The sequence below is a fragment of the Microbacterium radiodurans genome (assembly GCF_008710705.1).
Lineage (GTDB): Bacteria > Actinomycetota > Actinomycetes > Actinomycetales > Microbacteriaceae > Microbacterium > Microbacterium radiodurans.
Genome location: NZ_VYRZ01000001.1, coordinates 324972 through 351138, shown reverse-complemented (window position 1 = coordinate 351138; position 26167 = coordinate 324972). Strand labels below are relative to the sequence as shown.

The window sequence follows — 26167 nt, the reverse complement described above, 5'->3', positions numbered from 1 at the left end:
CGTGCCGTCGGTCGAGAGGAGACGCCCATGAACGCCGCACCGGTGACCCGCGCCAAGTACCCCCGATCGTTCATCGCCGGGCCTTACGGGCATCCGTTCCACGCCATGGCCGTCATCGTCCCCATCGGAGCCTGGGTGTCGGCCGTCGCGTTCGACGTCATCGGACTCGTCTCGGGCGACGTCGAGATCTACGCGGTCGGAGCGCGCCTGCTCATCCTCATCGGGCTCATCGGCGCGGCCGTCGCCTCGGTCCTCGGCGTCATCGACTGGAGCAGCATCCCGAAGGGCACACCCGCGCGGTCGACCGGCATCGCCCACATGATCCTGAACCTCGTGGCCATGGCCCTGTTCGCCGGAAGTCTCGCACTCCGGTGGAACACCGATGAGCTGCCGACCCTCGCGGTCGTCGCGGGGGGCGCCGGGCTCGTGATCCTCTCGGCGTCGGGCTGGCTCGGCGGCAAGCTCGCCCATACGTTCGGGGTGCGGGTGGCCACCGAGGCGACCCAGCGCGAGGGCCTCGAGCGGCTCCCCTGACCGCGCCTCGACCCGCCGCATCCGTCGTCAGATCCGCATCGAAGGAGCCACCATGACCGATCAGGACATCCGCCCCGACAAACGGCCCCTCACCCCCCTCGCCGGGCCGTACGGACACCCGTTCCACGCGATCGCCGTCACGGCCCCGATCGGCGCCTGGCTCGGTAGCCTCATCTTCGACATCATCGGCTTCGTCGCCGAGGACCCCGCGCCGTACGCGATCGGGTCGCGGGTCCTCATCGCGATCGGACTCGTCGGCAGCATCGCCGCGATCGTGCTCGGCATCCTCGACTATCTGCGCATCCCCGACCGCACCCGCGCATCGAGCACGGCCACCATCCACATGGGCCTGAACTTCACAGTGTGCGGTGCCTACCTGTTCCAGTTCTTCCTGCGGACGACCACGGATGAGATCCCGGTGGCGGGCTTCGTGTTCAGCGTCGTGAGCCTGCTGGTCCTGAGCGCCTCCGGGTGGCTCGGCGGCAAGCTCGCCTACCGCTACGGCGTCCGCGTCGCGGACGAGGCCAAGCAGGCCGAGGGGTTCCGACTCGACGAACGCGCCCGCGCTCGACGCGGAGACTGAGCCGCCGGCATCCCGCAACTCGATGCAACGTTCGCCGGCGTAACGTGCCGGGCAACGGCCGCGCACCGCAGCGGCACCGCATGGAGTCAAGGGAGATGACATGACCATCGTCGAAGACGGCGTCTCGAGCGTCTACGCCGCACCCGGTGAGCACGGCTCGGTCGCCGAGTACCGCAGCCGCTACGGCCACTACATCGGTGGCGAGTTCGTCGAACCGGTCAAGGGGCAGTACTTCGAGAACATCACGCCGGTGACCGGCAAGCCCTTCTGCGAGGTCGGCCGGGGCACCGTCGAGGACATCGACCGCGCCGTCGACGTCGCCTGGCAGGCATTCGCGTCGTGGAAGAAGACGACTCCCGCCGAACGCGCCGTCATCCTCAACCGGATCGCCGACCGCATCGAGCAGAACCTCGAGAAGATCGCCGTCGCCGAGACCTGGGAGAACGGCAAGCCGGTGCGCGAGACCCTCGCCGCCGACATCCCGCTCGCCGTCGACCACTTCCGCTACTTCGCCGGCGTGCTCCGCGCGCAGGAGGGGTCGCTGAGCCAGATCGACGAAGACACCGTCGCGTACCACTTCCACGAACCGCTCGGCGTCGTCGGGCAGATCATCCCGTGGAACTTCCCGATCCTCATGGCCACGTGGAAGCTCGCGCCCGCGCTCGCCGCCGGCAACTGCGTCGTCCTCAAGCCCGCCGAGCAGACGCCGGCGTCGATCCTGTTCCTCTTCGACCTGATCGGCGACCTGCTGCCGGCCGGAGTGGTCAACATCGTCAACGGCTTCGGCATCGAGGCGGGGGCCCCGCTCGCGCAGCACCGCCGCATCCGGAAGGTCGCCTTCACGGGCGAGACGACGACCGGCCGCCTCATCATGCAGTACGCCTCGCAGAACCTCATCCCGGTGACCCTCGAGCTCGGCGGCAAGAGCGCCAACGTGTTCTTCGACGACGTCGCCCGCGAGCGCGACGACTACTACGACAAGGCTCTCGAGGGCTTCAGCTTCTTCGCCCTCAACCAGGGCGAGGTCTGCACGTGCCCCTCGCGAGCCCTCATCCAGCGCTCCATCTACGACGCCTTCCTCGGCGACGGCCTCGAGCGCGTCGGCAGGATCGTGCAGGGCAACCCGCTCGACCCCGCGACGATGATCGGAGCGCAGGCGTCGAACGACCAGCTCGAGAAGATCCTGTCGTACATCGACATCGGGAAGGCCGGCGGTGCCAAGCTGCTCACCGGCGGCGAACGCGTCGACCTGGGCGGCGAGCTCAGCGGCGGCTACTACGTCGCGCCGACCGTCTTCGAGGGCACGAACGACATGCGCATCTTCCAGGAGGAGATCTTCGGCCCCGTCGTCTCCGTGACGAGCTTCGCCGATTTCGACGACGCGATCGGGATCGCCAACGACACGCTCTACGGACTCGGTGCGGGAGTCTGGAGCCGCTCGGGCGACACCGCCTACCGCGCCGGCCGCGCGATCGAGGCGGGACGGGTCTGGACGAACACCTATCACCAGTACCCCGCGCATGCGGCCTTCGGCGGGTACAAGCAGTCGGGCATCGGGCGCGAGAACCACCTCAAGATGCTCGATCACTACCAGCAGACGAAGAACCTGCTCGTGTCCTACGCCGAAGGCGCGATGGGCTTCTTCTGATGACCACCGCTCCGTACAGCAGGGTCGCGGTGACCGATGCCGCCGCGGCCCTGCTGCGCGACCTCACCATCCGGCACGGGCCGCTGATGTTCCATCAGTCGGGCGGATGCTGCGACGGCTCGGCGCCCATGTGCTATCCGGTCGGGATGTTCTTGACCGGACCCGCCGACGTGAAGCTCGGCGAGCTCGCCGTGGGCCTCGACGACGCCATCGAGGTCTTCATCTCGCTTGCGCAGTTCGAGTATTGGAAGTACACCCACATCACGATCGATGCCGTCCCGGGGCGCGGGGCCGGGTTCAGCGTCGAGGGGCCGACGGGGATGCGGTTCATCATCCGGTCGCGCATGCTCGACGACGCCGAGCTCGCCGCGTTCGGTCTCGCGCCGGCGACGTGAGCTCGGGGCCGCGCTAGCATCCAGGGCATGAGCGAGGATGTCGTGCGCGACCCCGGGTTCCGGGGGCTCAGCGCCGAGCGCACGAAGGCCTTCGTCGACGCGGTCGTCGCCATCGCGATGACGCTGCTGATCCTGCCGCTCATGGAGGGCGTGACCGAATCCGCTGGACACGATCACACCACGTGGGAGTGGCTCGTCGACCAGCGCGAGCAGCTGCAGAGCTTCGTCATCAGCTTCGTGCTGATCGCGATGTTCTGGATGCTGCACCACCGCCTCTTCGTCGCGGTCCAGCGCATGACAGCCGCTCTCACCTGGATCACGATCGGCTGGATGCTCACGATCGTCTGGATGCCGGTGGTCACCGCGCTCACCGGCCAGGTCGATGACGATCCGCTGCAGAAGATCCTCTACATCGGCACGCTGGTCGCGACCAGTGCGGTGCTGCTCATCACCCGCATCCATCTCGCGCGGCATCCCGACCTGCACGACGCGTCGCGGGCGGACCTGCGCGCCGGCATGTCGATCGACGTCTCGATGATCGTGCTGTTCGGGGTGGCGCTCGCCGTCGGACTGCTCTGGCCCGCCGTCGGCTACGCGGGACTGTTCGTCATGTTCCTGACGGGACCGGTCCAGAGCGTCGTCGTCCGCATCCTGCGCTGAGGCTCACCGACCGTCAGCGGGTCGAGGCGAGGATGCCGCCGAGGAAGGCGATCACGGGGCCGATCACGCCCGCCGTCACCACCACGAGGATGATGACCACCGCGACCCACGGAACCCCGGTCCGCAGCCGCCGGCCGGGTGTCGCGACTCCGGGCGGCGGGCGGAGCAGGCCCGGCGGCGGGACGACCGGCAGCGCGGCAGGCCCGGCGGACGGGACGGCCGCAGTGTCCGGCGCGACCGGCGGAACGGACGCCGCGGCGGTCCCGGCGAGGCGGTCGTCGCGCCAGCGCTCCCACTGCGCGAGCTTGTCGATCATCGCCGCAACGGCCCCGAACAGCCACGACCATGTCGCCGGATCGAGCGTCGAGAAGTCGCGCTTGCCGTAGAAGAAGAGCCAGTCGTCGACGATCTCGACGTCGAGGGCCGCCGCGTTGTCGACGAATCGCGCCATGATGTCGGGCGTGAAGAGGTAGAGCGCATCGGTCTCGTACCCGCGAGGGCAGGAGAGGCGGAAGTAGCGGTCGAAGTCCCCTTCGAGGCTCAGATGCTGGTCGCGGTCGAAGGCGACGGGCAGGTTCGACCCGAAGAGACCGTTGTTGCCGAGCGCGTCGAGCACGATGTGCGGCAGCGGTGTCGAGAGATGGACTGCGATGTAGCCCCACGTGTGGGTCTGCTGGTGTTTGCCCGACCCGGTCGTGTAGCGGTAGTTCGCGAACTCGACGAAGCGCGGCTGGTCGCCGCGGACGAGATTGGACGCCATCCGCCCCGACCCCTGGGAGAAGATCATCCCCGGCAGCGGCGGGTCGGGCCGCTGCGGTTCGAAGCTCATCCCGTTCGCCCGCGCGAAGCGGTCGAGGCGGTACCAGAGCGCTGCCTGCGCCGCTCGGCTGCGGCGGACGAGGAGCGGGATGAGCGCACCCAGCGCGACGACGACGATCAGCGGGACCATCGTCGCCCCCGCGACCGCTGCGCCGCCTCCCGACTGCGTGCCGAGGGCGACGACGAATGCGCCGACGATCGCCGCGGCCACACCCCCGAAGACGACGAGGGCGAATACCGCGACGATGATGCCGATCACGAGCCCGGCACCGGTCCCGCCGGGTAGGCGCCCGGTCTCGGCCAGATGCTTGCGGAAGGCGCGCGCGGTGGCGGGCGACACCGGCTCGAGCAGGGGGCGCGGGTCGAACGGGACGCTCATGCGCCCACGCTACCGGGGACCGGTCGGCACGGCCGGGTGCGATCAGGTAGGCTGTTGTGGTTGTCCGACCTCGGTCGGGCACGTGCTACACACCCTCCTGCTTCCGGGAAATGCCCGGGAGCCGTTCTAGTCCGAAGGAGGTGGGTCAGTGACGCACACGTACCAGTACGAGCTCATGGTGATTCTCCAGCCCGAGATCGATGAGCGTCAGGTTGCTCCCAACCTTGACAAGTTCCTCAAGGTCATCACGAATGACGGCGGCACCATCGAGAACATCGACATCTGGGGCCGTCGCCGCCTGGCGTACGAGATCCAGAAGAAGAACGAGGGCATCTACGCCGTCGTCAACTTCTCCGCGACGAGCGAGACCACGCAGGAGCTCGACCGCCAGCTGAAGCTGAGCGAGTCGATCATGCGCACCAAGGTCCTGCGCGCCGAGGAGGCCATCGCACAGGTCGCCGCCGAGAAGGCGCGCTCCGAGGCGAAGGCCGCCCGCAAGGCTGCTGCGCCCGCGAAGGCTGCGAAGGCCTAAGGCTCATGGCCGGCGAGACCGTCATCACCGTCGTGGGCAACCTCACGGCAGACCCCGAGCTGCGTTACACGCAGAACGGCCTGCCGGTGGCGAACTTCACGATCGCCTCGACTCCTCGCACCTTCGACCGCCAGGCGAACGAGTGGAAGGACGGCGAAGCGCTGTTCCTCCGCGCGTCCGTATGGCGCGACTTCGCCGAGCACGTCGCGGGTTCGCTGACCAAGGGCATGCGGGTCGTCGCGACCGGCCGCCTGCGCCAGCGCTCCTACCAGGACCGCGAGGGCCAGAACCGCACCGCGATCGAGCTGGAGGTCGACGAGATCGGCCCCTCGCTGCGTTACGCGACCGCACAGGTCACGCGCGCGGCGTCCGGCTCCGGCGGCGGCGGTGGCGGCAGCTTCGGCGGCGGTCAGCAGTCGCGCCCGCAGCAGCAGGTGCAGGAAGAGCCCTGGGCGACCCCCGGCTCCTCGGCCCCCGACGCGTGGAGCGCACCGGGTAACAGCGGCGCCTCCTACGGCGACGACACCCCGTTCTGAATCGGATTCCGGAAGCCGCTCGTCGCGGCATCCGATCATCACACTCGTAAGGAAACACAATGGCTGGAAAGGCAACCGGCGATCGCCGCAAGCCGCGGAAGGGCGCGAAGAACGCGGCCCCCGCGAAGGCGATCCGCGTCGGCGTCATCGACTACAAGGACGTTTCGACGCTCCGCAAGTTCATCTCGGAGCGCGGGAAGATCCGCGCCCGTCGTATCACCGGTGTCTCGGTGCAGGAGCAGCGTCTGATCGCCAAGGCGATCAAGAACGCGCGCGAAATGGCGCTCCTGCCTTACGCCGGCGCTGGCCGCTGAGGGGCACGATCATGGCAAAGCTGATTCTCACGAACGAGGTCGCCGGGCTCGGAAGCGCCGGTGACGTCATCGAGGTCAAGAACGGGTACGCCCGCAACTACCTCATCCCCCAGGGCTTCGCTGTGGCCTGGACCCGCGGTGGCGAGAAGCAGGTGGCGTCGATTCGCGCCGCCCGCGAGTCCCGCGCGATCCACGACCACGAAGAGGCCGTGGCCCTCAAGAACAACCTCGAGGCCAACAAGGTCAAGCTGGCGGTCAAGGCCGGTGCCGAGGGTCGCCTGTTCGGCGCCGTCAAGCCCGTCGATGTCGCCGATGCGGTCAAGGCCGCCGGTCTGGGTGACCTCGACAAGCGCAAGATCCACGTCACCTCGCCGATCAAGGCCGTGGGCGAGCACGAGGCGACCGTTCGCCTGCGCGACGACCTCACCGCTGTGATCACCCTGCAGGTGGTCGCCGCCAAGTAATCCCTCGGGATACCGCGGAAAGGATGCCGCGGACCCGCACTCGTCACGAGTGCCGGTCCGTGGCATCCGTCGTTTCCGGGCCGTTCCGGGCCGGACCGGCCCGGAACGGCCCGGACCGCGTTGCAAGGCTTTGTGGATGACACCCGGGCGCGAGAGCTCCGACGCCGGCGTGTCGGTCGCGATGCCTTGCAACGGGGAACGGGCACGGTCGCGGGGGCGATGCCACGTCGGGCGCGCCGACGCGGCGGCTGCAGGGGATCCGTTCTGCGCAGCCGCCGCGTCGGTCAGTGTGTCAGGCCCGTGCCGCTCTCGCGCTCAGACTCGTGCCCGGCGCCGTGCCGCCACCAGGACGAGCCCGGCGATGGACAGCAGGGCGGCGGCGACGCCGAGGGGCAGAAGGGTCTGCCCGCCGGTCTCCGCGAGGGCGGTATGTCCCGCGGCGGGAGCCGCCATCAGCGTGCGAACCGAAGTCGCTGCTGCCGGCGAGCCGATCACCGACGAGCCATCCCCCGCGCCGGGAGTGGTCGTGCCGGGGTCGGTCGTGCCGGGGTCGGTCGTGCCGGGGTCGGTCGTGCCGGGGTCGGTCGTGCCGGGGTCGGTCGTGCCGGGGTCGGTCGTGCCGGGGTCGGTCGTGCCGGGGTCGGTCGTGCCGGGGCCGGTTCCCGGACCGGCCGGGGTGTTCACCTCGGTCGTCGCGTCGCCGATGACCGAGATCGCCGTCCCGTCGAGCGAGATCGGGATCGAGATGGGCAGAAGGATCTGCGTGCCCGAGCCGATGCCATTCGAGCCGCCGGTGCTCACGCCCCCGGGGACTGCGGAGCCCGGGGCGGTCGTGCCGGTGGTGGTGTCGGTGGTGGCGTCGCCGATCACGGAGACGGCGGTGCCGCCCAGGTTGACCGGTGCCGTGATGGGGGCGACGATCTGGGTGCCGGATGCGATGCCGTCGGTTCCGTCGGTGGTGGCGCCGGTGGCCGGGGCCGAGGTGCCGGGAGTGGTCGAGCCGCTGGTGGTGTCGCTGTTCGCGTCGCCGATGACCGAGACGGCGGTGCCGCTGAGGTCGATCGGGATGCTGATCGGTGCGGCGATCTGGGTGCCGGATGCGATGCCGTCGGTTCCGTCGGTGCTGGCGCCGGTGGCCGGGGCCGAGGTGCCGGGGGTCGTCGAGCCGCTGGTGGTGTCGCTGTTCGCATCGCCGATCACGGAGACGGCGGTGCCGCCCAGGTTGATCGGTGCCGTGATGGGGGCGACGATCTGGGTGCCGGATGCGATGCCGTCGGTTCCGTCGGTGCCGGCGCCGGTGGCGGGAGCCGAGGTGCCGGTGGCCGGTGCGGTTGCGGTGGTGTCGTCGCTGTTCGCGTCGCCGATGACCGAGACGGCGGTGCCGCTGAGGTCGATCGGGATGCTGATCGGTGCGACGACCTGCGTGCCCGATGCGACGCCGTCCGCGCCGTCCGTGGCTGCGTTCGCGGCGGGTGCGGCCGGGGCGGGAGCCGGAGCTGCTGCGGGCGCAGGAGCTGCGGCATCCGTCGAGCTGGAGCTGTCGCCGATGAGCGACACTGCCAGCCCGTCGACGTTGATCGGCAGGTCGACGTCGATCAGAGCCTGGGTGCCCGAACCGATGCCGTCGACGCCGCTCGTGGATGCGGCGGGCGACGTCGATGCGGCCGGTGCGCTGTGGCTCTCGGAGGAGCTCGAGGCGTCGCCGAGGAGCGACACCGCCGTGCCCTGGACCGTGATCGGTGCGTTCACCGAGACGAGGCCCTGGGTACCCGACAGCAGCCCGTCCTCACCTGATGTATCGGCCGCGTTCGCCGCGGTCGCGCCGAGGATCGTGATCCCCCCGGCGAGGAGCGTGCCCCAGAGGGCGCGCGAGACGATGGTGTTCATTTCCTTTTCTCTCCTTGAGATGACGGTGTGGTGGCGCGCAGACGCGCCGATGGATCGTGCCGCGAGAACGCGGTCGATCCGCCGTCAGTCGGGAGAGACGTCGGTGGGGTAGACGGGCGCGAGGGGAGTGCGCTCGTCGGAAGCGCGGCGGCCCGTGCCGACGCGCAGGAGGGCGAAGAGCCCGGCTGCGAACGCCAGGCCGGCAAGCGGCGCGATGCCGCCGACAGCGGTGGCGGATGCCGTGGCGCTGCCGCTCGAACCGAGCATCAGGGGCGCGGCGGCGAGGCCGGCCAGGCCGCCCAGCGACGCTGTGGAGGCTTGTGCGATACCGGTCGCGGCGTCGACGGACAGGGGTGGTGCGCTCGCTTGCACGATCGCACGGAGGTCGAGGGCGGCGCGCGCGAGGGCCGCTCGGTGGGTCAGGGTCGGGTCCGCGGCCGCCGATGCCACGGAACCGAGCGCCGGCAGCGGCGGAACATCTCCCGCGGGCGAGCCCGGAAGGGGCTGCGGCACGATGCCGTCGACCGCCGGTGCGGACGGGATCGGTGTTCCGGGGGCACCGGGGGCGACCGTGTCGGTGATCGGGTCGAGAACGGGCGCGACGGCGTCGCCGACGGGCGCGAGAACGGGGGCGAGCGGGGTGACGAGCTCGTCGACGAGCCCGACCACGGGGTCTGTCACGGGGGTCAGTGCGTCGAGCGCCGGGTCGAGGGCGGACGTCACGGGAGCGAGAGCCGGGGCCACCGCCTCCACGACGGGTGAGACCGGCGCGCTCACCGCCTCGAGCGCGGGGGCGACGCTGTCGATGACCGGTGTCGTGATCGGCGCGACGACGTCGGCAACCGGCGCTACGACAGCTGTCGAGACCGGGGCTACGACGTGCTGCGTGACCGGCGCGACGACCGGGGTCGCGACCGGGGCGACCACCTCGGCGATCGGCGCCACGACGTGGTTCGCGACCGGGGCGACGATTTCTTCGACGACCGATCCGACCGGTTGCGTGACCGACGAGAGCAGGTTCCCCACGAGCCCGTCGCGGTGGTCGTCGTCGGATGCGTGAGCCGCCGGTGCCATCACGAGCGAGAGCGCCGTCCAGGCGAGCGCGACGCCGGCCCCGATGCCGATGGCGGGCAGCAGGCGCGAAACACGAGTGCGGTGGGACACGACGGACGTTCACCTCCCCGAAAACGTTGTCGTCGGTGCGGGCGTGAACCCGCTCACCGGGTGTTGCTTTGCACGGGAACATAGCGTCTTCACAGCGAGCTGTCTAGACCTCGTCGGTACACATCCGGTGCGATTCGGGATGGTTCCGCGTCGCCTCGACTCGACTTGACAAACGAGGAGTTCTGCACAACTCGATGCGATATCCACAAACCTTCAACGCCTACTTCAAGCTCGATTCTCATCCACAGTCTGTGGAATCGGAAGTGCCCGATCAGTGGGTAAAAAATTCGTCGATTCCACCATCGTTCCGGGCGTTTTCCACAGGTCTTCTCCACACGCACGGCGGCGTTTCCCGCATCCTCTCCACAGAGTTATCCACAGGCCGGTTTGCAGGTGTCGGACCCCGTCCATACCGTGTACTGCGGCTCGGGCGACGGGTCAGGATGCGGGGGTGCGGATGTCGATCGCGGATATCTCGGACGACCGGCTCGGTGGCCGGCGTGAACCCGACCGCACCCCGCCGCACGACATGCTCGCCGAGCAGAGCACCCTCGGCGGCATGCTCCTGTCGAAGGATGCCGTCGCCGACGTCATCGAGACGCTGCGCGGCACGGACTTCTACGTCCCCAAGCACGAGCTCATCTACGAGGCCCTCCTCTCCCTGTATTCGCACGGCGAACCCACCGACGTCGTCGCGGTCACCGACGAGCTCATCAAGAACGGCGAGCTGCAACGCGCAGGCGGCGCCGACTACCTCCACACCCTCACCTCGATCGTTCCGACGGCGGCCAACGCCGGCTATTACGCGACGATCGTCAACGAGCGGGCCTTGCTGCGCCGCCTCGTCGAGGCCGGGACGCGCATCGTGCAGATGGGCTACAACGGTCAGGGCGAAGCGCTGGACCTCGTCAACAGCGCACAGGCCGAGATCTACTCCGTCACCGGCGCCGAGAAGGCCGAGGACTACGTGCCGCTCGAGGTCGCCGTCACGGCCGCCATCGACGACATCGAGGCCGCACGCGGGCGCGACGGTCAGATGACCGGCATCCCGACGGGCTTCTCCGGCCTCGATCAGCTGACCAATGGCCTGCATCCGGGCCAGATGATCGTCGTGGCCGCACGACCCGCCATGGGTAAGTCGACGCTCGCTCTCGACTTCGCCCGCGCGGCCGCCATCAAGAACGACTCGCCGACGATCTTCTTCTCGCTCGAGATGGGGCGCAGCGAGATCGCGATGCGTCTGATGAGCGCCGAGGGCGCCGTGCCGCTGCAGTCGATGCGCAAGGGCACGCTCGACTCGCGCGACTGGACCACCGTCGCGGCGACGCGCGGCCGCATCAACGATGCGCCGCTCTACATCGACGACAGCCCGAACATGACGCTCGTCGAGATCCGGGCGAAATGCCGGCGGCTCAAGCAGCGCGTCGGACTGAAGATGGTCGTGATCGACTACCTGCAGCTCATGACGAGCGGTAAGCGCGTCGAGTCGCGTCAGCAGGAGGTCTCGGAGTTCTCGCGTGCGCTCAAGCTGCTGGCGAAGGAGCTGCAGGTGCCGGTCATCGCTCTCTCGCAGCTGAATCGTGGCGCTGAGCAGCGTGCCGACAAGAAGCCCGCCATCAGCGACCTGCGCGAGTCCGGCTCGATCGAGCAGGACGCCGACATCGTGATCCTGCTGCACCGCGAGGCCGCCTACGAGAAGGACAGCCCCCGCGCGGGCGAGGCCGACCTCATCGTCGCCAAGCACCGTAACGGCCCGACCGACACGGTGACCGTCGCCTTCCAGGGGCACTTCTCGCGCTTCACCGACATGGCCGTGGGAATGGACTGAGTGCTCGCGTGCTGACCTCGATGGCGCCGCGCGCGTGAGCGTCGCGCACGGCGGCGTCCGCTGGCGCGAGCGGAGCCGCCTGGTTCGGATGCTGCGCCTCTGGCGCACCCGCACGCCGACGACGTTCCGCGAGAAGGTGCGCTACAAGATGCTGCGCGATCGCCGCAGCCTCATCGTCACCTTCGCCGACAAGGCCGCCGTGCGCGAGTACGTCACTGCCGTCGTCGGCCGCGACTACCTGCCTCGGGCGTACGCGATCGTCGACGATCCCCGTGACCTCCTCGATATCGAGTGGCCGGATTCGTATGTCGTGAAGCCGACGCACGGCAGCGGCGCGGCGATCGTCGTGTCACCCGCGGCTCCGGCGGATGCCCGGCTTCCCGAAGCGCGTTGGGGCTGGGTCTACCGGCACGTCCGACCCGACGTCGTCACCCCGCACGACCTCGCCGCGATCGCCGCCGGATGGGTCGCGAAGCTGTACGGGCAGGGCCCCAACCGCGAATGGGTCTACGGGCAGGTCCCCCGACGCGTCATCGTCGAAGAGCTGCTCGTCGGGGCGGACGGCGGCATCCCCGACGACTACAAGTTCTTCGTCTTCCACGGGCGGTGCTGGTTCGTCCAGGTCGACAGCGGCCGCTTCGGACGCCGCACGCAGGACTTCCATCGCCCCGACTGGAGCCGTATCCCGATGAGCGGCGGCCCGCCGTGGGCCGACCCCGAACGCGAGCGTCCGGCGCACCTCGACGAGATGATCCGCGTCGCCGAACGGCTCGGTGAAGACACGGACTTCGTCCGCGTCGACCTCTACGACGTCGACGGTCGCGTCGTGTTCGGCGAGCTCACGAGCTTCCCCGCCGGCGGTGACAGTCCGTTCGACCCGGAATCGTTCAACGCGGAGTTCGGTCGCCCCTGGACCGTGCCCCGCCGCTATCGCTGACGGCTGATGTCCGTCCGTCCGATGTCAACCCGCTACGGCATCCGCGACGGCTCCCCCTAGCGTGCGCGGAATGAGCTCAACAGACACTGACGCGCCGTCCCGCCTGCGGCGGGGCATCGGCGGACCCCTGCTGTTCGCCTTCATCCTCGGCGACGTTCTGGGCGCCGGGGTCTACGCGTTGATGGGCGTGCTGTCCGAGCGCGTCGGCGGGATGCTGTGGGCGCCGCTGCTGGCGGCGCTCGTGCTCGCACTGCTCACCGCCGGGTCGTACGCCGAACTCGTCACCAAGTATCCGAGGGCCGGCGGCGCCGCCGTCTTCGCCGAACGGGCCTTCAAGAACAAGCTCGTGTCGTTCCTCGTCGGCTTCTGCATGCTGGCTGCCGGCGTGACCAGCGCGGCCGGGCTGTCGATCGCGTTCGCCGGCGATTATCTCCAGACCTTCGTCGACGTCCCCGTCGTTCCGGTGGCGATCCTCTTCCTGGCGGTGCTCGCGGCGTTGAACGCCCGCGGCATCCGCGAATCGATGGGCGCGAACTTCGTGATGACGGCGATCGAGGTCTCGGGCCTCGTCATCGTCGTGGTCGTGGTCGGGGTCCTCCTCGCCGGCGGTGGCGGAGATGTGTCGCGCGTCACGCAGGTGCCGGAGGGGACGGGCGTGGCGACCGCGATCCTCGCGGGTGCGATCATCGCGTACTACTCCTTCGTGGGGTTCGAGACCTCGGCGAACATGATCGAGGAGGTCAAGGAGCCGTCGAAGATGTACCCGCGGGCGCTCTTCGCCGCCCTCGGCGCCGCGGGGCTGGTCTACGTGCTCGTCGGCCTGGCGAGCAGCATCGCGCTCGCACCGGAGGAGCTCGCCGACTCGAGCGGACCCCTGCTCGCGGTGGTGGAGGCGAGCGGGGTCGCGATCCCCTCGTGGCTGTTCAGCCTGATCGCACTCATCGCCGTCGCCAACGGTGCGCTGCTGACGATGATCATGGCGAGCCGTCTCACCTACGGCATGGCGGAGCAGGGGCTGCTGCCGCGCGCTCTGTCGCGGGTGCTGCCCGGACGTCAGACGCCGTGGGTGGCGATCCTCGCCACGACGCTCGTCGCGATGCTGCTGACGCTGGTCGGCGACCTGGCGCTGCTGGCCGAAACGGTGGTCCTGCTGCTGCTGTTCGTGTTCCTCAGCGCGAACATCTCGGTGCTCGTGTTGCGCCGCGACCGCGTCGAGCACGATCACTTCCGCGTGAGGACGTTCGTTCCGGTGCTCGGCATCGCGTCGTGCCTGCTGCTGCTGAGCCAGCAGAGCGCCCGAGTGTGGGTCTTCGGCGCCGTCCTCCTCGTGGTCGGCGTCGGGCTGTACTTCTTGGCCCGTTGGGCACGTCGGCGCGGGGAGCGGGCGCAGACGGCATCGCGATGATCCGGGCGGCAGCGCGGCTGAGGGGATCGGTGTGTCGGAGGAATGGAAGACTGCGCGGCGCCCTCCGGTCGGCAGATGTCCTCCGACGTGAGCGCTCGGGGAACCGAAGTTCCGAGGTTCAGGCCGGATGCCGCTTCAGCAGCTTCGCGGTGACGATCATCGCTCCGCCGAGCACCGCGGGGATGCCGCCGCCCGGGTGAACCGAGGCGCCGACGCGCCAGAGCCACGGGCGTCGGGGGTCGTGCTGCGCAGGTCGGTGCAGCGGTCCGCTCATCCACAGCGGACGGGCGGCGCCGTAGAGGGCTCCGTGCGGTTCGCCGAAGGTTCCGAAGTACCGCGGGTCGAGCACGGCGGTCTCGACCATGCCGTCGGTCAGCAGTGCGTCCAGCCCCATCACGCGGGAGATGCGCTCGATCTCGCGGACCACGAAGGGGTGCTCGAGGGAGGAGGCCTGACCGTCGGCGGGGCTCGTGAGCAGCACGGCGAGCGTGCTGCGGTCGTTCGGGTAGATCTCGCCCGCGCGGTAGTGGTTGACGAAGGCCATCGTGTCGGCGGGCTCGTCGCCGGCGGCGAGACTGCGGTGCAGCGCGGCGGGCTTCGTGGGCAGGATGACGCTGTGCGCCGCGATCCGCTCGGGCAACGGCTCCGCGAGCACGCCGTAGACCGCGACGGCCGAGCACGACAGCGTTCGCGGCGCACGCGACCGACTTTCGCGACCCAGCAGCCCGTCGAGCCGCGCGGCATCCAAACCGCTCACCACGACATCCGCCTCGTGGAAGCCGTCGACCGTCGTGACCCGGCCGCGCTCGATCCCGGTGACGGCTTCGCCGGTGCGGATGTCGACCCCCGCGGCATCCGCCAGCCGGTGGAGCGCGAGCACGATCTCGTAGACGCCGCCGCGCGGAACCCACACGCCGTCCGCAGCCATGACCGCCGGCATGCTCGCGTAGAGCGCGGGGGTGCGTGACGGTGAGACGCCGGCATTGAGCGTGTGGATGGCGATGATCTCGCGGAGGCCCTCGGGCATCCAGGTGAGGCTGTCGAGATAGGCGCGCGTGCTCAGCCGCGAGCCGTAGACCGAGAGCAGCCGGCGGAGCGCGGGCAGCGACGCCCGATCGAGGGGGTCGGCGGTGAGCAGTGCGGCGACGTCGCCCGCGAGCGGCGCGTGCGCGTCGCTGAACCGCCGCCACGCCGGGTACCAGGGGTGGTCGTGCGGCACGGGTAGCGACACCTCTTCGCCGCCGTAGTAGTAGCGGCCCACCTCGTCGAGGCGGACGAGGTCGAGCCCCCCGGCATCCGACTCCACGCCCAGTCGCCCGAGCAGCTCATCCCACACGGCCGGGAAGGTGACCAGCGACGGGCCGGTGTCGATGCGCTCGCCGCCCAGCTCGATGCGCCGGCTCTTGCCGCCGACCCGATCGGCCGCCTCGAGCAGTGTCACCCGGTGGCCGGCGCGGGCGAGCAGAGCGGATGCCGCGAGCCCGCCGAGACCCGCTCCGACGACGACGATGCGGCTCACGGGTAGACCCCGAGGAACATGGCCGCCAGCAGCAGTCCGCTCGCGACCGACCCGGCGACGTACGGGAACGCGACCGAGACCGGGTAGAGGCGTCGGCCTGTCGCGGGCGTCGGGCGGAGCAGCATCCAGACGACGAGAGTGCCCGCGATCGCGATATTGACCGCCGCGACCGGGATGCTCACGAGAGCGAAGAGCACGCTCGAAGCAAGCCACCACGCCCCGCTCCACAGGGCGGTGCCGCGGGCGCCGAGGAGGACGGCGGTCGTGGTGATGCCCGCCTCGCGGTCCTCCTCGATGTCCTGCACGGCGTCATAAGCGTGCTTGGCAACGCTCCATGCGAGGAGGCCGATCACCGCCGGCCATACCGGCGGCGCACCGAGCGCGACCGGCATGATCAGAAGCGGCAGCCCGTATGCGGCGTTGCTCAGCGAGTCGAGGAAGGGCCGCGCCTTGAACCGCAGCGGCGGCGCGGAGTAGAAGACGAACACCGCGGAGTACAGCACGATCAGTCCGACGGCGGCGATCGGCAGGGCGAGGACGAAGTAGATCAGGAACGGGATGTTGGTGATCGCCACTGCCCACGCGATGAGCTTCACCTCGCGCTGCTCGATGCGGGCGCCCTCGACCCCGCCCTTGCGCGCGTTCAGCGCGTCGGTCTCCTGGTCGAAGATGTCGTTGACGCCGTAGATCAGGAGGTTGAACGGCAGCGTCAGCCAGACCAGGAGCGGGATCGCCGCGACGTCGATCAGCTGGCCCGTCAGCCACATGCCGAGGGCGCCGGTGCCGATCGTGTTGATCCACAGGACGGGGCGCGAGATGTGGACGAGGCGCGCCGCGGTCGATGTCTGGCGGGTGATGGCGGTGCTCCTCGGATCGGCTGTCGTCATTCGCGATCCGCCAGGACGGTGGCGGTCAGATACTCGCGCAGCCGCGGCACGTCCGTCACGAGCGTTCGCCACACGCGACGCGGGTCGAGATCGTCGTACTGGTGCGCCGCGAAGTTGCGCATCCCGATGATCTGGCGCCATGGCTGATCGTCGAAGCGCTCACGCACGGCGAGGGGGATCTTCGAGACCGCCTCACCGATGCGGATGAGTCCCATCTCCGCCGCCCACTGCGCCCGGATGTCGTCGAGGAAGGCAGCCTCGCCGCTCGCCACGATGCCGGTGATGACATCGCACACCGAGACGACACGTGCGGCCGCGTCGCGCGCCTTGCTCATCTCGTCGCTCATACCGCCACGGCCTCGCTCAGGATGCGGTCGCGTACGTCGCCGCGGAGGGTGTCGGAGGCGACGACATCGACATCGACCTGAAGCAGATCCGTGAGGGCGATACGGAGTCCGACCTCGTCGAGAAGGCCTGCCTCGGGGGTGAAGTCGACGAGCAGGTCGACGTCGGACGCGTCGGACGCCTCTCCTCGTGCCACCGAGCCGAAGATGCGAGGCGCCGCCGCATGATGCTCGGCGACGATGCGGTGGATCTCCGCTCGCTGCCGATGCACGCGCGCCGAGAGGTCGGCGAGCAGAGCTCGCCGGATCCTGTCCATGACGGCGGGAGTCGGCTGACGGCGACCGTTCTCGTAAGCGGAGATGTTCGGCTGCGGCACGCCCGCTGCCCGAGCGAGCTGCGACTGGCTCATGCCTGCCGCCTCGCGTTCCGTACGGATGTCCATGACCTCACCGTACCCCGAGAGTTATCGACCGCGATATAGGCGATCACCCGTGGCTCGGAACCGCGACATCGCCGCTCCTGATGGCGTCGGCGCGATCACGGATCGCCGCGACCTCGTCGTCGTCGAGGCGCGCCAGGTTCTTCACCTGCAGCGCCATACGGTGGTTCTCGGCGAGCGGCTCCTCGTGTCGGATGAGGTAGTCCCAGTAGAGGGTCGTGAAGGGGCAGGCATCGTCGCCGACGCGCTTCGCCGGGTCGAACGGGCACATCCTGCAGTACGGGCTCATGCGGTCGATGTACTTGCCCGTCGCCGCGTAGGGCTTGCTGCCCATGAGCCCGCCGTCGGCGTACTGACTCATGCCCAGGGTGTTCGGAAGCTCGGCCCATTCGACGGCGTCGACATAGACCGCGAGGTACCAGGCGTGCACCTCGCGCGGGTCGACCCCGAGCAGCATCGCGTAGAGGCCGGTGACCATGAGGCGCTGGATGTGGTGCGCGTAGCCGTTCTCGAGCGTCGTGTCAATGGCATCCTGCAGGCACGCCATCGGAGTGTCGCCCGTCCAGTACCAGTCGGGCAGCGGTTCGAAGGCCTCGAAGGCGTTCCGGTGCAGGTAGCCCGGCATCTGGGTCCAGTAGATGCCGCGTACGTACTCGCGCCACCCGAGGATCTGCCGGATGAACCCCTCGACGGCGGACAGCGGGGCGCGCTTCTCGCGGTAGGCGGTCTCCGCGGCCGCGATGACCTCGCGGGGATGCAGCAGCTTCAGGTTCATCGACGACGACAGGTGGGCGTGCCACAGCCACGGCTCGCCCGGCCACATCGCGTCCTGAGCATCGCCGAAGCCGGGCAGCCGCTCGTCGACGAACGTCTCGAGGGCCTCGAGCGCCTGAGCGCGGGTGACCGGCCAGGCGAACGTGTCGAGCGAGCCGGGGTGCTCGCCGAACTCCTTCTCGACGAGCGCGAGGACTTCGCGCGTGATCTCGTCGGGCGGGAAGGCGGCGCGCGGCGGAACGAGTCCGGGACCCTGCTTCGGGAACGCCTTCCGGTTGTCGGCGTCGTAGTTCCACTGGCCGCCGATGGGCTGACCGCGCTCTGTCATGAGGATGCCGTGGCGCTGACGCATCTCGCGATAGAAGTACTCCATCCGCAGCGTCGCCCGCCCCTCGGCATGCTCGGCGAACTCGGCGACGGTCGAGAAGAAGTGACGGTCGTCGCGGATCTCGAGGGGGATGCCGGCGGCATCCGCCACCTGCCGCAGAGCCTCGAGCACCCGCCACTCGCCGGGCTCGGTCATGACGAGCGCTTCGGGCTTCAGCTTCGCCAGGTCGGCGGCGAGCTGGTCGGCGAACGTGCCCCTGTTGCCCCGTGCGTCCAGCTCCGTGTAGTGCAGCGTGTGTCCGGCGTCGCGCTGATCCGCGGCGAAATGGCGCATCGCGGCGAGGAACACGGCGGTGCGGGGCTTCGAGCTCCAGACGTGTGTGGACTCCTCGGCGACCTCGGCCATCCACACGGCATCCTGCGCCGGGTCGAAGTCGTCGAACCCGCTCGCGTCGGGGTCGAGCTGGTCGCCCAGCACGAGAACGAGGTTTCGGAGCACGGAGTCAGCGTAGGAACCGCGTCGGACGTCCCCTATCGCTTGTGTTCGCGGCGGGTTGGCGCTATCGGGTGGGTGCGGGCCGGTGCGCGCCGGGCTGCGGAGGAGATCGCCGCACCGGAGGGCTTTCGCGCGGCATCCCACCTCCGGCCCGCCGATCACCTCCGATGCGGGGTGAGGCACCGGTGTGTCGGGTCCGGCGGCGCGGGTCAGGCCGAGGGAACGCGCTCGGGCAGGAGCGAGCCGAGGAAGCGGGCGATGTCACCCGGCCCCGAGAGGGGCGCGAGCGCCTCCACGTCGGGGTTGTAGTTCGTGTTGGTGTTGACGTCGTAGGTCACGAGGCGCCCGTCGATCGTCTCGACGAACTCGATCCCGGCGATGCGGATGTCGTTGGCCCGCAGGAACGCGCGGTGCTCAGCCACGAGCGGGTGCTCGCCGGTGACCTCGTCGCGCAGCGCGAACGGCGGGAACACCGGCTCGAGCGCGCCGGCGCCGGGGTCGATCACGCACGCATCGGCGGGGCACAGCTCGAAGCTGCCCGCGCTCGTGTCGACCCGCACCGCATAGACGAAATCCCCCGCGACGTACTCCGCACGCGTGACGAACGGCTCACGGGCGAACAGGAACTCCTGGATCAGGGTGATGCCGTCGGGCGACGGCTCGAACTCGGCACCGTCGACCCAGGCGTCGAACTCGTCGTGCGAGTCCCACCGGCGGACGCCGAGACCCTTGCCGCCCTGGTTGTGCTTGCTGATGAACGGAGGTGCGAACTCGCGGGCGCGGCGCTTCAGGTCGGAGGTCCCGAACACCGCGACCGTGCGCGGCACGTCGATGCCGGCGCGCCGGAGTGCGGCGTGCTGCGCGACCTTGCTGACCTCGAACTCGAGCACGTGGCTGCCGCCGATGACGGTTCGGCCCCAGGACTCGAGCCATCGCAGCACGGCCCGGCCGAACTCCTTCGACTCGGCGTGGTCGCGGGTGTGCGCCGACGCCGACAGGCGCGACCAGAACACGCCCTGCGGCGGCTCGGCGTCGAGATCGATCGACCCGTCGGTCAGCAGCCACTGCTCCGCGGGCACCCCCGCGGCCTCGAACGCGGCGGCGAACGGCGGCCACCACTCCTCGTTCTCATGGATCACGTACACCCGAGGCGAATCCGACATACCGCCAGGCTAAGCGCCGCCGCCTGCCCGTCGGGCCGTGCCGCGCATCCGTGACGGCGCATGACAACGGATACCGGCGGCCCCGCTCCGCCCCGTCGGACCGTGTGAGGATCGACCACGGAGAGGATGACGGATGAGATTCGGATACTGGACGCCCACCTACGGCGGATGGCTGCGCAACGTCGCCGACGAGGAGACCCCTGCGACGTTCGAGCACATCGCCCGCATCGCTCGGGCCGCGGAGGACGGCGGCTTCGACGTCACGCTCGTCCCCGAGCTCAACCTCAACGACATCAAGGGGCACGCCGGCCCCGCGCTCGACGCCTGGGCCATCGCGACCGCGACCGCGGCGGTGACCTCTCGCCTCGAGATCATGGCCGCGCTGCGTCCGAGCTACCACCCCGTCGCGCTCGCCGCGAAGCAGGCCGCGACGATCCAGGAGATCGCGCAGGGTCGATTCACCCTCAACGTCGTGTCGGCGTGGTGGGCCGAGGAGGCGCGCCAGTACGGTATCTCGTTCGCCGATCACGATGATCGCTACGCGCTGACCACCGAGTACGTCGATGTGCTGCGCGGGCTGTGGACGCAGACTCCGTTCAGCCACGACGGGCGCCACTTCTCGCTCGAGGGCACGCACCTCGAGCCCAAACCCGAGACGCCGCCGCTCATCTACGCGGGCGGCGAGAGCGAGGCGGGTCGCGCCGCGATCGCGGGATTCGCCGACGCCTACGTGACTCACGGCGGCACGGTCGACGAGCTCCGCACGAAGGTCGGCGACATGCGGGCGCGACGCGAGCGCGCCGGCAAGCCCGCGTTCCGTCACTTCGGGATGGCGGCGTTCGCGATCGTCCGCGACACCGAGGAGGAGGCACAGGCCGAGCTCGCGCGAATCACCGACGTGCGCTCCGGAGCGGCCTACGAGTCGTACCAGGACTTCGTGACCAAGTCGCAGCTCGACGTCGAGATCAGCCTGCGTGAGTACTCGGTGTCGAACCGCGGCCTCCGGCCCGAGCTGATCGGCACGCCGCAGCAGGTCGCCGACCGCATCCGCGCCTTCGAGGACGTCGGGGTCGACACCCTCCTGCTGCAGTTCTCGCCCGCCCTCGAGGAGCTGGAGCGCTTCGCCGAGCAGGTCATCCCGCTCGTCCGCCCCTGACCCGTCCCGCAACTCGCGAGGGCGGGCGGCCGGCGGGAGCGGCGTCAAGATGGTCGCGGTGCGCGTGCCAGTTGCCGAGACTGGAGGAATGACCCGCTCCGGATCCCCGACCCCGCCGCCGAAGACGTGCGCGTCGTGCGGGCGCGAGATGCAGTGGCGCGCGAAGTGGGCGAAGAACTGGGACGAGGTGCGGTACTGCTCCGACGCGTGTCGGCGGCGCGGCATCCGACCCGTCGACGAGAGGCTGGCGGCTTCCATCCGCGAGCTGCTCGCCGCACGCGCGGCCGACGCGACGATCTGCCCGTCCGAGGCGGCGCGCGCCGTCGGCGGTGACGATTGGCGCGATCTCATGGAACCTGCGCGCCGCGCCGCGCGCCGTCTCGTGGCCGACGGCGAGGTCGAGATCACCCAGCGCGGCGTCGTGGTCGACCCGTCGACCGCGAGAGGCCCGATCCGCATCCGCCGTGCCCGCTGACGGTCGTCAGCGGGTTGCGGGGGAGGCCCAGACGGTGAGGGCGGACGTCCGCGCGGACTCGGCGGCTGCGGCGACGGCGCCCACGACGACGACGTCCGCGCCGAGTCCGGAGGCGACGAGTTCGGGCGCGGGCAGGTCGAGATCGGTCGGCAGGAACCGCCGCGCCGCGGCGACGACCTCCTCGACACCGGCCGAGATGCCGCCCGAGACGACGACGCGCTGCGGGTCGAACATGCTGCCGAGGACACTCACGATCCGAGCGAGCGCGTGGCCGACGCGCTCGGCGATCCGCAGCGCGTCGGCATCGCCGTGCGCGGCGGCCTCGAGGATCGCGCGGGCGTCGAGCTCGCCGGCCGGGATGGCCGACAGCGCGCTGCCGGCTGACAGCTCTCCGGTCGCCGCCGCCTCCGACGCCCATTCCGTCGCCCGCTGCCCCAGGCCCGAGGCGCCTTCGACGCCGATGACGTGATCGAACGCGACCATCTCGCCCACTCCGCCGTGACGGCCCCGCAGCAGGTTTCCGTCGACCACGACACCGGCCCCGAGCCGACTGCCCGCCAGCAGGGCGATGAAGTCCCGGCATCCGGCCGCCGCGCCCACCGACCCCTCGGCCACGGCAGCGAGGGACGCATCGTTGTCGATGCGCACGATCGGCGCCCACGCGAGCGCGTCGACGAGGCCGGGATTCATCCGTTCCCAGAAGCCGCTCGGATGCCGCGGCGATCGTCCCGCGGCGTCGACCGGCGCCGGCACGCCGACGCAGATCGCCAGCACGTCCGCTCGTGACCGCCCGGCATCCGCGAGAGCGTCGTCGACGACGCTCTCGATGCGCTCGGCGCGGACCCGAGCCTCGTCGGCGTCGACGACGAGCGTCGCGCGCCGCGTCGCGAGGGCGCGGGATCGCAGGTCGGTGACGGTGGCCGTCACGTGCACGTGACCTGCATCGACGCCGACGAGCACAGCGGCCTCCGATCGCAGCACGAATCGCCGCGCCGGCCGCCCCTTGCGGTAGTCGCCCGCCAGGCGTGCGTTGGGAAGCTCCGCCAGCAGGCCGAGGTCGACCAGCGCGTCCATCGCGTCGATGGTCGTCGACCGGGTGAAGCCGGTCGCGCCCATGACGTCACTGGCGGTGAACTCGTCGGCATCCCAGGCGAAGGCGAGCACCGCGTCCTGGCTCGCCGGACGTGGCGGCGCCGGGATGAGTGTCGTCGACATCGGGTATTGACCTTTCGGAGTCCGCCCTGCAATATTGCCCGCAAGTCTTTGATTTGGCGAGTAAATCTAATCAGGATGCCAAGTCGGGCGGATCCCCACGCAACGGCGCGATCGGAGAAGCAGGATGTCGGGACGCAAGAGACGGATGCGACGGATCGTCGCTTCCGCAGCCATCGTGACGCTCGGAGGTGCCCTCCTCGTCGGGTGTTCCGCCGACGGCCGCGAGACCATCAGATTCACCTTCAGCAAGCGCGAGGCTCTCACCTTCATGCAGGACGTCGTGAGTCAGTACAACACCTCGCAGGACCGTGTGCGCGTCGAGATGGACACCTCGGGCGTGGACGTCGTCTCCGCGAGCTTCGTGCGCGGCAATCCGCCCGACATCATGCTCGCGAACTACAACTACGAGGTCGCCCGTTTCGTGCAGCGCTGCGCGCTCACCGATCTCACCGGCACGGACGCGGCGTCGAGCACCCGCGACGATCTGCAGCCCCTCATGGACCAGTACGGCACCTGCGCGGGACGGATCAGCGCCCTGCCGTACTCGGTGATGGCGTCGTCGGTGATCTACAACACGCAGATCTTCGACGACCTCGGCCTCGAGGTGCCCGAGACCTGGTCCGAGCTGATCGCCGTCTGCGATGAGCTCGAAGCCGCCGGCGTCACCCCGTTCTACGCGACCTTCAAGGACGACTGGACCGTCGCCCAGGGCTGGTACGACTACGCGATCGGCGGCTCGCTCGACGTCCTCGACTTCTTCGACGGTCTCGCCGCCGAAGGCGCCGACGTCGGGCCCGACTCGGCGACGTCGTTCGCTCGGGATTTCACGGAGCCGGCCGATCGGATGCTGCAGCTCGCCACCACCTACGTCAATCGGGATGCGTCGAGCCGCGGCTACGGCGACGGCAACCTCGCCTTCGCGAACGGCGAGGCGGCGATGTACCTGCAGGGGCCGTGGGCGTTCAGCGAGATCGCCAAGACCGCGCCGGACCTCCCGCTCGGAACCTTCCCGCTGCCGATGACCGACGACCCCGCCGACCGCGCCATCCGCGTCAACATGGACCTCGCTGCGATGATCCCGCAGGCCTCGCGCCATCAGGATGCCGCTCGCGACTTCCTCGAGTACCTGTACCAGCCCGATGTGATCGAGGCCTACAACGCCTCGCAGCTGGGCTTCACCCCGACCACCGACGCGACCCCGCCGGATGACCCGCGCATCGCGGGCATGCAGGAGTTCTACGCCGACGGCCGCATCTACCAGGGGCCCTCGGTGCTGGTGCCCAAGACCATCCCGGTGTTCAGCTACGCGCAGGCGATGATCTTCGGCGACAGCCCGCAGTCGGTCTTCACCACCATGGACAGCGACTGGTCGCGACTCGCGTTCCGTCAGCCGGCGCTCACGAACGAGGCACAGGAGGCGACGCGATGACCGTCACGACCAGCCCCACGACGACCGTCGTGACCAAGGGCGACCGCACCGTCCGGCGGAGCGCTCGCCGCGTCGAGCCGATCTACTACCTGTTCCTGCTGCCGAGCCTCGTCCTGTTCACCCTGGCGATCACGGTGCCGGGACTCGTGGGCATCTTCTTCAGCATGACCGATTCGATCGGACTCGGGGACTGGCAGTTCATCGGCCTCACGAACTACATCGCCCTCTTCAGCGACCCGGCCATCCTGCAGAGCTACCTCTTCACCGCCGGCTTCGCGATCGCCACGGTCATCGTGGTGAACGTGCTCGCGTTCCTGCTGGCGGTCGGCTTGACCGCTCGCATCCGTTTCAAGACGGGGCTTCGGACGATCTTCGTCATCCCGATGGTGATCTCGGGCATCATCATCGCCTACGTCTTCAACTTCCTCTTCTCCAACTCGATCCCCGCCGCGGGCACCTCGCTCGGGCTGCCCTGGCTGGAGACGAGCCTGCTCGCCAACCCCGACCTCGCGTGGGTCGCGATCGTCATCGTCACCGCGTGGCAGGCGATCCCGGGGACGCTCCTCATCTACATCGCGGGGCTCCTGTCGGTGCCGGGCGACGTCTACGAGGCCGCGGATCTCGACGGAGCGTCGAAGACGCAGCAGCTGTTCCGCATCACCGTGCCGCTCGTGGCCGGCTACGTCGTCATCAACGTCATCCTCGGGTTCAAGGGGTTCCTCAACGCGTACGACATCATCGTCGGCCTCACCAACGGCGGACCGGGGACGGCGACGCGCAGCGTCGCGATGACGATCATCGCGGGCTTCAACGGCGGCGACTACGCCTACCAGATGGCCAACGCGACCATCTTCTTCGTCGTCGCCGTGCTCATCTCGCTCCTCCAGCTCTCGCTCACGCGCGGAAGGAACTCGTTCTGATGTCCACCACCCAGCCCGCGCTCGCCTTCGAACAGGCCGACGTGCTCACCGCCGCCGATCGACCCGCCGACCCGCCCCGCCGTCGCCGGCGTCTCACCGAGAAGGTGAGCTGGTCGACGACGACCATCCTCATCCTGTGCGCGGTCACGGTGCTCCTGCCGCTCTACGTGACGATCTCGATGGCGTTCAAGACCACCGGTCAGGCGGTCGACGGCAATGCGTTCTCGCTGCCGGCGCCCTTCAGCATCGACGGATTCGTGCAGGCGTGGAACCTCACGAGATTCCCCGTCGGCGCGGGCATCTCGCTCTTCGTCACCGCCGGCACCGTCGTCGCGACGATCGTGCTCGCCGCCTTCGCGTCCTACGCGATCGTCCGCAACTGGGATCGGAAGCTGTTCCGCTACTCGTTCTTCTACCTGCTCGCGGCCATGTTCATCCCGTTCCCGGTCGTCGCGCTGCCGCAGATCCAGCTCACCGGCCGCCTCGGTCTCGACAATCCCGTCGGCGTCGTTTTGCTGGCGACGATGTTCCAGCTGAGCTTCAGCGTGCTGCTGTTCACGGCGTTCCTCCGCTCGATCCCGATCGAGCTCGAGGAGAGCGCGCGCATCGACGGGGCCACCACGTGGCAGACGTTCTGGAAGCTGATCTTCCCGCTGCTGGCTCCCATGAGCGCGACGGTCGGGATCTTCGCGTTCCTCTACGCCTGGAACGATTTCATGCTGCCGTCGCTGATCATCTCCGACCCGAACCTGCAGACGCTGCCGGTTCGGCAGAACCTCTTCCAGACCCAGTTCAGCAACAACTACAACGTGTCCTTCGCCTCGTACCTCATGGCGATGGCGCCGGCCATCCTCGCCTATCTCTTCACCCAGCGCTGGGTGATGGAGGGCGTCACCCAGGGCGCCGTCAAGGGCTGAGGCCTGCGGCATCCGCTTCT

27 protein-coding genes are annotated in these 26167 nt (G+C 69.6%); 17 read left to right on the top strand and 10 right to left on the bottom strand.

The window, feature by feature from the left end; genetic code table 11:
• Positions 1–27 precede the first annotated feature (27 nt).
• The 5 genes from F6B42_RS01725 to F6B42_RS01705 all read left to right on the top strand — a co-directional run bounded on the left by F6B42_RS01725 (position 28) and on the right by F6B42_RS01705 (position 3820).
• On the top strand, positions 28–534 hold the full coding sequence (locus F6B42_RS01725) for a DUF2231 domain-containing protein (protein WP_150417870.1): 507 nt from the start codon (positions 28–30) through the stop codon (positions 532–534).
• A gap of 52 nt (positions 535–586) precedes the next feature.
• Entirely contained in the window at positions 587–1117 is a 531-nt protein-coding gene (locus F6B42_RS01720; protein WP_150417869.1) for a DUF2231 domain-containing protein, read from the top strand.
• 100 nt (positions 1118–1217) lie between these two features.
• Positions 1218–2765, top strand: a complete 1548-nt coding sequence (exaC, locus tag F6B42_RS01715) for an acetaldehyde dehydrogenase ExaC (RefSeq protein ID WP_150417868.1) — start codon at positions 1218–1220, stop codon at positions 2763–2765.
• A complete protein-coding gene (locus F6B42_RS01710; protein WP_150417867.1) occupies positions 2765–3160 on the top strand; it encodes a DUF779 domain-containing protein in 396 nt (131 codons plus the stop codon). Before exaC ends, F6B42_RS01710 begins: the two co-directional genes overlap by 1 nt.
• Positions 3161–3187: 27 nt before the next feature.
• A complete protein-coding gene (locus F6B42_RS01705; RefSeq protein ID WP_150417866.1) occupies positions 3188–3820 on the top strand; it encodes a TMEM175 family protein in 633 nt (210 codons plus the stop codon).
• A 13-nt stretch (positions 3821–3833) separates the two neighbouring features.
• Here F6B42_RS01705 and F6B42_RS01700 read toward each other — a convergent pair whose 3' ends face one another.
• Positions 3834–5018 carry a hypothetical protein gene (locus tag F6B42_RS01700; protein ID WP_150417865.1) on the bottom strand — a complete coding sequence of 395 codons (1185 nt, stop codon included), beginning with the start codon at positions 5016–5018 and terminating at the stop codon, positions 3834–3836.
• Between the two features lie 175 nt (positions 5019–5193).
• Between F6B42_RS01700 and rpsF the strand changes: the two genes are divergently transcribed.
• From rpsF to rplI, 4 genes are read left to right on the top strand one after another with little or no spacing between them, the layout of a single operon-like run.
• Complete coding sequence (gene rpsF / locus F6B42_RS01695) at positions 5194–5550, top strand: 30S ribosomal protein S6 (protein WP_150418623.1); 357 nt, start codon at positions 5194–5196, stop codon at positions 5548–5550.
• A 5-nt stretch (positions 5551–5555) separates the two neighbouring features.
• A complete protein-coding gene (locus tag F6B42_RS01690; RefSeq protein ID WP_150417864.1) occupies positions 5556–6086 on the top strand; it encodes a single-stranded DNA-binding protein in 531 nt (176 codons plus the stop codon).
• 59 nt (positions 6087–6145) lie between these two features.
• Positions 6146–6400: a 30S ribosomal protein S18 gene (gene rpsR / locus F6B42_RS01685; protein WP_023953545.1), complete on the top strand. Its 255-nt coding sequence runs from the start codon at positions 6146–6148 to the stop codon at positions 6398–6400.
• Between the two features lie 11 nt (positions 6401–6411).
• A complete protein-coding gene (gene rplI, locus F6B42_RS01680) occupies positions 6412–6864 on the top strand; it encodes a 50S ribosomal protein L9 (RefSeq protein WP_150417863.1) in 453 nt (150 codons plus the stop codon).
• 315 nt (positions 6865–7179) lie between these two features.
• Here rplI and F6B42_RS01675 read toward each other — a convergent pair whose 3' ends face one another.
• The gene (locus F6B42_RS01675) at positions 7180–8751 is read right to left on the bottom strand and encodes a chaplin family protein (RefSeq protein WP_150417862.1); all 1572 of its coding nucleotides are present in this window, start codon (positions 8749–8751) and stop codon (positions 7180–7182) included.
• Between the two features lie 84 nt (positions 8752–8835).
• Positions 8836–9915 carry a hypothetical protein gene (locus tag F6B42_RS01670; RefSeq protein WP_150417861.1) on the bottom strand — a complete coding sequence of 360 codons (1080 nt, stop codon included), beginning with the start codon at positions 9913–9915 and terminating at the stop codon, positions 8836–8838.
• Positions 9916–10372: 457 nt separating this feature from the next.
• Between F6B42_RS01670 and dnaB the strand changes: the two genes are divergently transcribed.
• From dnaB to F6B42_RS01655, 3 genes are all read left to right on the top strand, one after another.
• On the top strand, positions 10373–11743 hold the full coding sequence (gene dnaB, locus F6B42_RS01665; protein WP_150418622.1) for a replicative DNA helicase: 1371 nt from the start codon (positions 10373–10375) through the stop codon (positions 11741–11743).
• A gap of 34 nt (positions 11744–11777) precedes the next feature.
• Complete coding sequence (locus F6B42_RS01660) at positions 11778–12680, top strand: ATP-grasp fold amidoligase family protein (protein WP_223878287.1); 903 nt, start codon at positions 11778–11780, stop codon at positions 12678–12680.
• A gap of 70 nt (positions 12681–12750) precedes the next feature.
• Positions 12751–14085 (top strand): APC family permease, encoded by a 1335-nt coding sequence (locus F6B42_RS01655; RefSeq protein WP_150417860.1) that lies wholly within the window; start codon positions 12751–12753, stop codon positions 14083–14085.
• A 118-nt stretch (positions 14086–14203) separates the two neighbouring features.
• Here F6B42_RS01655 and F6B42_RS01650 read toward each other — a convergent pair whose 3' ends face one another.
• The 6 genes from F6B42_RS01650 to F6B42_RS01625 all read right to left on the bottom strand — a co-directional run bounded on the left by F6B42_RS01650 (position 14204) and on the right by F6B42_RS01625 (position 20035).
• Positions 14204–15604 carry a phytoene desaturase family protein gene (locus F6B42_RS01650; protein ID WP_150417859.1) on the bottom strand — a complete coding sequence of 467 codons (1401 nt, stop codon included), beginning with the start codon at positions 15602–15604 and terminating at the stop codon, positions 14204–14206.
• Positions 15601–16491 (bottom strand): UbiA family prenyltransferase, encoded by an 891-nt coding sequence (locus F6B42_RS01645; protein WP_150417858.1) that lies wholly within the window; start codon positions 16489–16491, stop codon positions 15601–15603. Before F6B42_RS01645 ends, F6B42_RS01650 begins: the two co-directional genes overlap by 4 nt.
• On the bottom strand, positions 16488–16826 hold the full coding sequence (locus tag F6B42_RS01640; RefSeq protein ID WP_191089237.1) for a HepT-like ribonuclease domain-containing protein: 339 nt from the start codon (positions 16824–16826) through the stop codon (positions 16488–16490). The genes F6B42_RS01645 and F6B42_RS01640 overlap by 4 nt, the downstream gene beginning before the upstream one ends.
• 8 nt (positions 16827–16834) lie before the next feature.
• Positions 16835–17278 (bottom strand): helix-turn-helix domain-containing protein, encoded by a 444-nt coding sequence (locus F6B42_RS01635; protein WP_150417856.1) that lies wholly within the window; start codon positions 17276–17278, stop codon positions 16835–16837.
• Between the two features lie 43 nt (positions 17279–17321).
• On the bottom strand, positions 17322–18875 hold the full coding sequence (locus F6B42_RS01630; protein ID WP_150417855.1) for a cryptochrome/photolyase family protein: 1554 nt from the start codon (positions 18873–18875) through the stop codon (positions 17322–17324).
• A 206-nt stretch (positions 18876–19081) separates the two neighbouring features.
• Positions 19082–20035: an ATP-grasp domain-containing protein gene (locus F6B42_RS01625; RefSeq protein ID WP_150417854.1), complete on the bottom strand. Its 954-nt coding sequence runs from the start codon at positions 20033–20035 to the stop codon at positions 19082–19084.
• Positions 20036–20168: 133 nt separating this feature from the next.
• Here F6B42_RS01625 and F6B42_RS01620 point away from each other — a divergent pair, with 133 nt between their 5' ends.
• Together F6B42_RS01620 and F6B42_RS01615 are read left to right on the top strand one after the other, a co-directional pair.
• Complete coding sequence (locus tag F6B42_RS01620; protein WP_150417853.1) at positions 20169–21191, top strand: LLM class flavin-dependent oxidoreductase; 1023 nt, start codon at positions 20169–20171, stop codon at positions 21189–21191.
• Between the two features lie 88 nt (positions 21192–21279).
• On the top strand, positions 21280–21666 hold the full coding sequence (locus F6B42_RS01615) for a DUF2256 and DUF3253 domain-containing protein (RefSeq protein ID WP_150417852.1): 387 nt from the start codon (positions 21280–21282) through the stop codon (positions 21664–21666).
• 6 nt (positions 21667–21672) lie between these two features.
• On the opposite strand, the gene F6B42_RS01610 is transcribed toward F6B42_RS01615, so the two are convergent.
• Positions 21673–22881 (bottom strand): ROK family protein, encoded by a 1209-nt coding sequence (locus F6B42_RS01610; RefSeq protein ID WP_150417851.1) that lies wholly within the window; start codon positions 22879–22881, stop codon positions 21673–21675.
• A 124-nt stretch (positions 22882–23005) separates the two neighbouring features.
• Here F6B42_RS01610 and F6B42_RS01605 point away from each other — a divergent pair, with 124 nt between their 5' ends.
• Genes F6B42_RS01605 through F6B42_RS01595 form a run of 3 tightly spaced genes read left to right on the top strand, consistent with a single transcriptional unit; the run spans position 23006 to position 26147 of the window.
• Positions 23006–24310 carry an ABC transporter substrate-binding protein gene (locus F6B42_RS01605; protein ID WP_150417850.1) on the top strand — a complete coding sequence of 435 codons (1305 nt, stop codon included), beginning with the start codon at positions 23006–23008 and terminating at the stop codon, positions 24308–24310.
• Positions 24307–25230 (top strand): carbohydrate ABC transporter permease, encoded by a 924-nt coding sequence (locus tag F6B42_RS01600; protein ID WP_150417849.1) that lies wholly within the window; start codon positions 24307–24309, stop codon positions 25228–25230. Before F6B42_RS01605 ends, F6B42_RS01600 begins: the two co-directional genes overlap by 4 nt.
• Positions 25230–26147, top strand: a complete 918-nt coding sequence (locus F6B42_RS01595; protein WP_223878286.1) for a carbohydrate ABC transporter permease — start codon at positions 25230–25232, stop codon at positions 26145–26147. The genes F6B42_RS01600 and F6B42_RS01595 overlap by 1 nt, the downstream gene beginning before the upstream one ends.
• Positions 26148–26167: the final 20 nt, after the last annotated feature.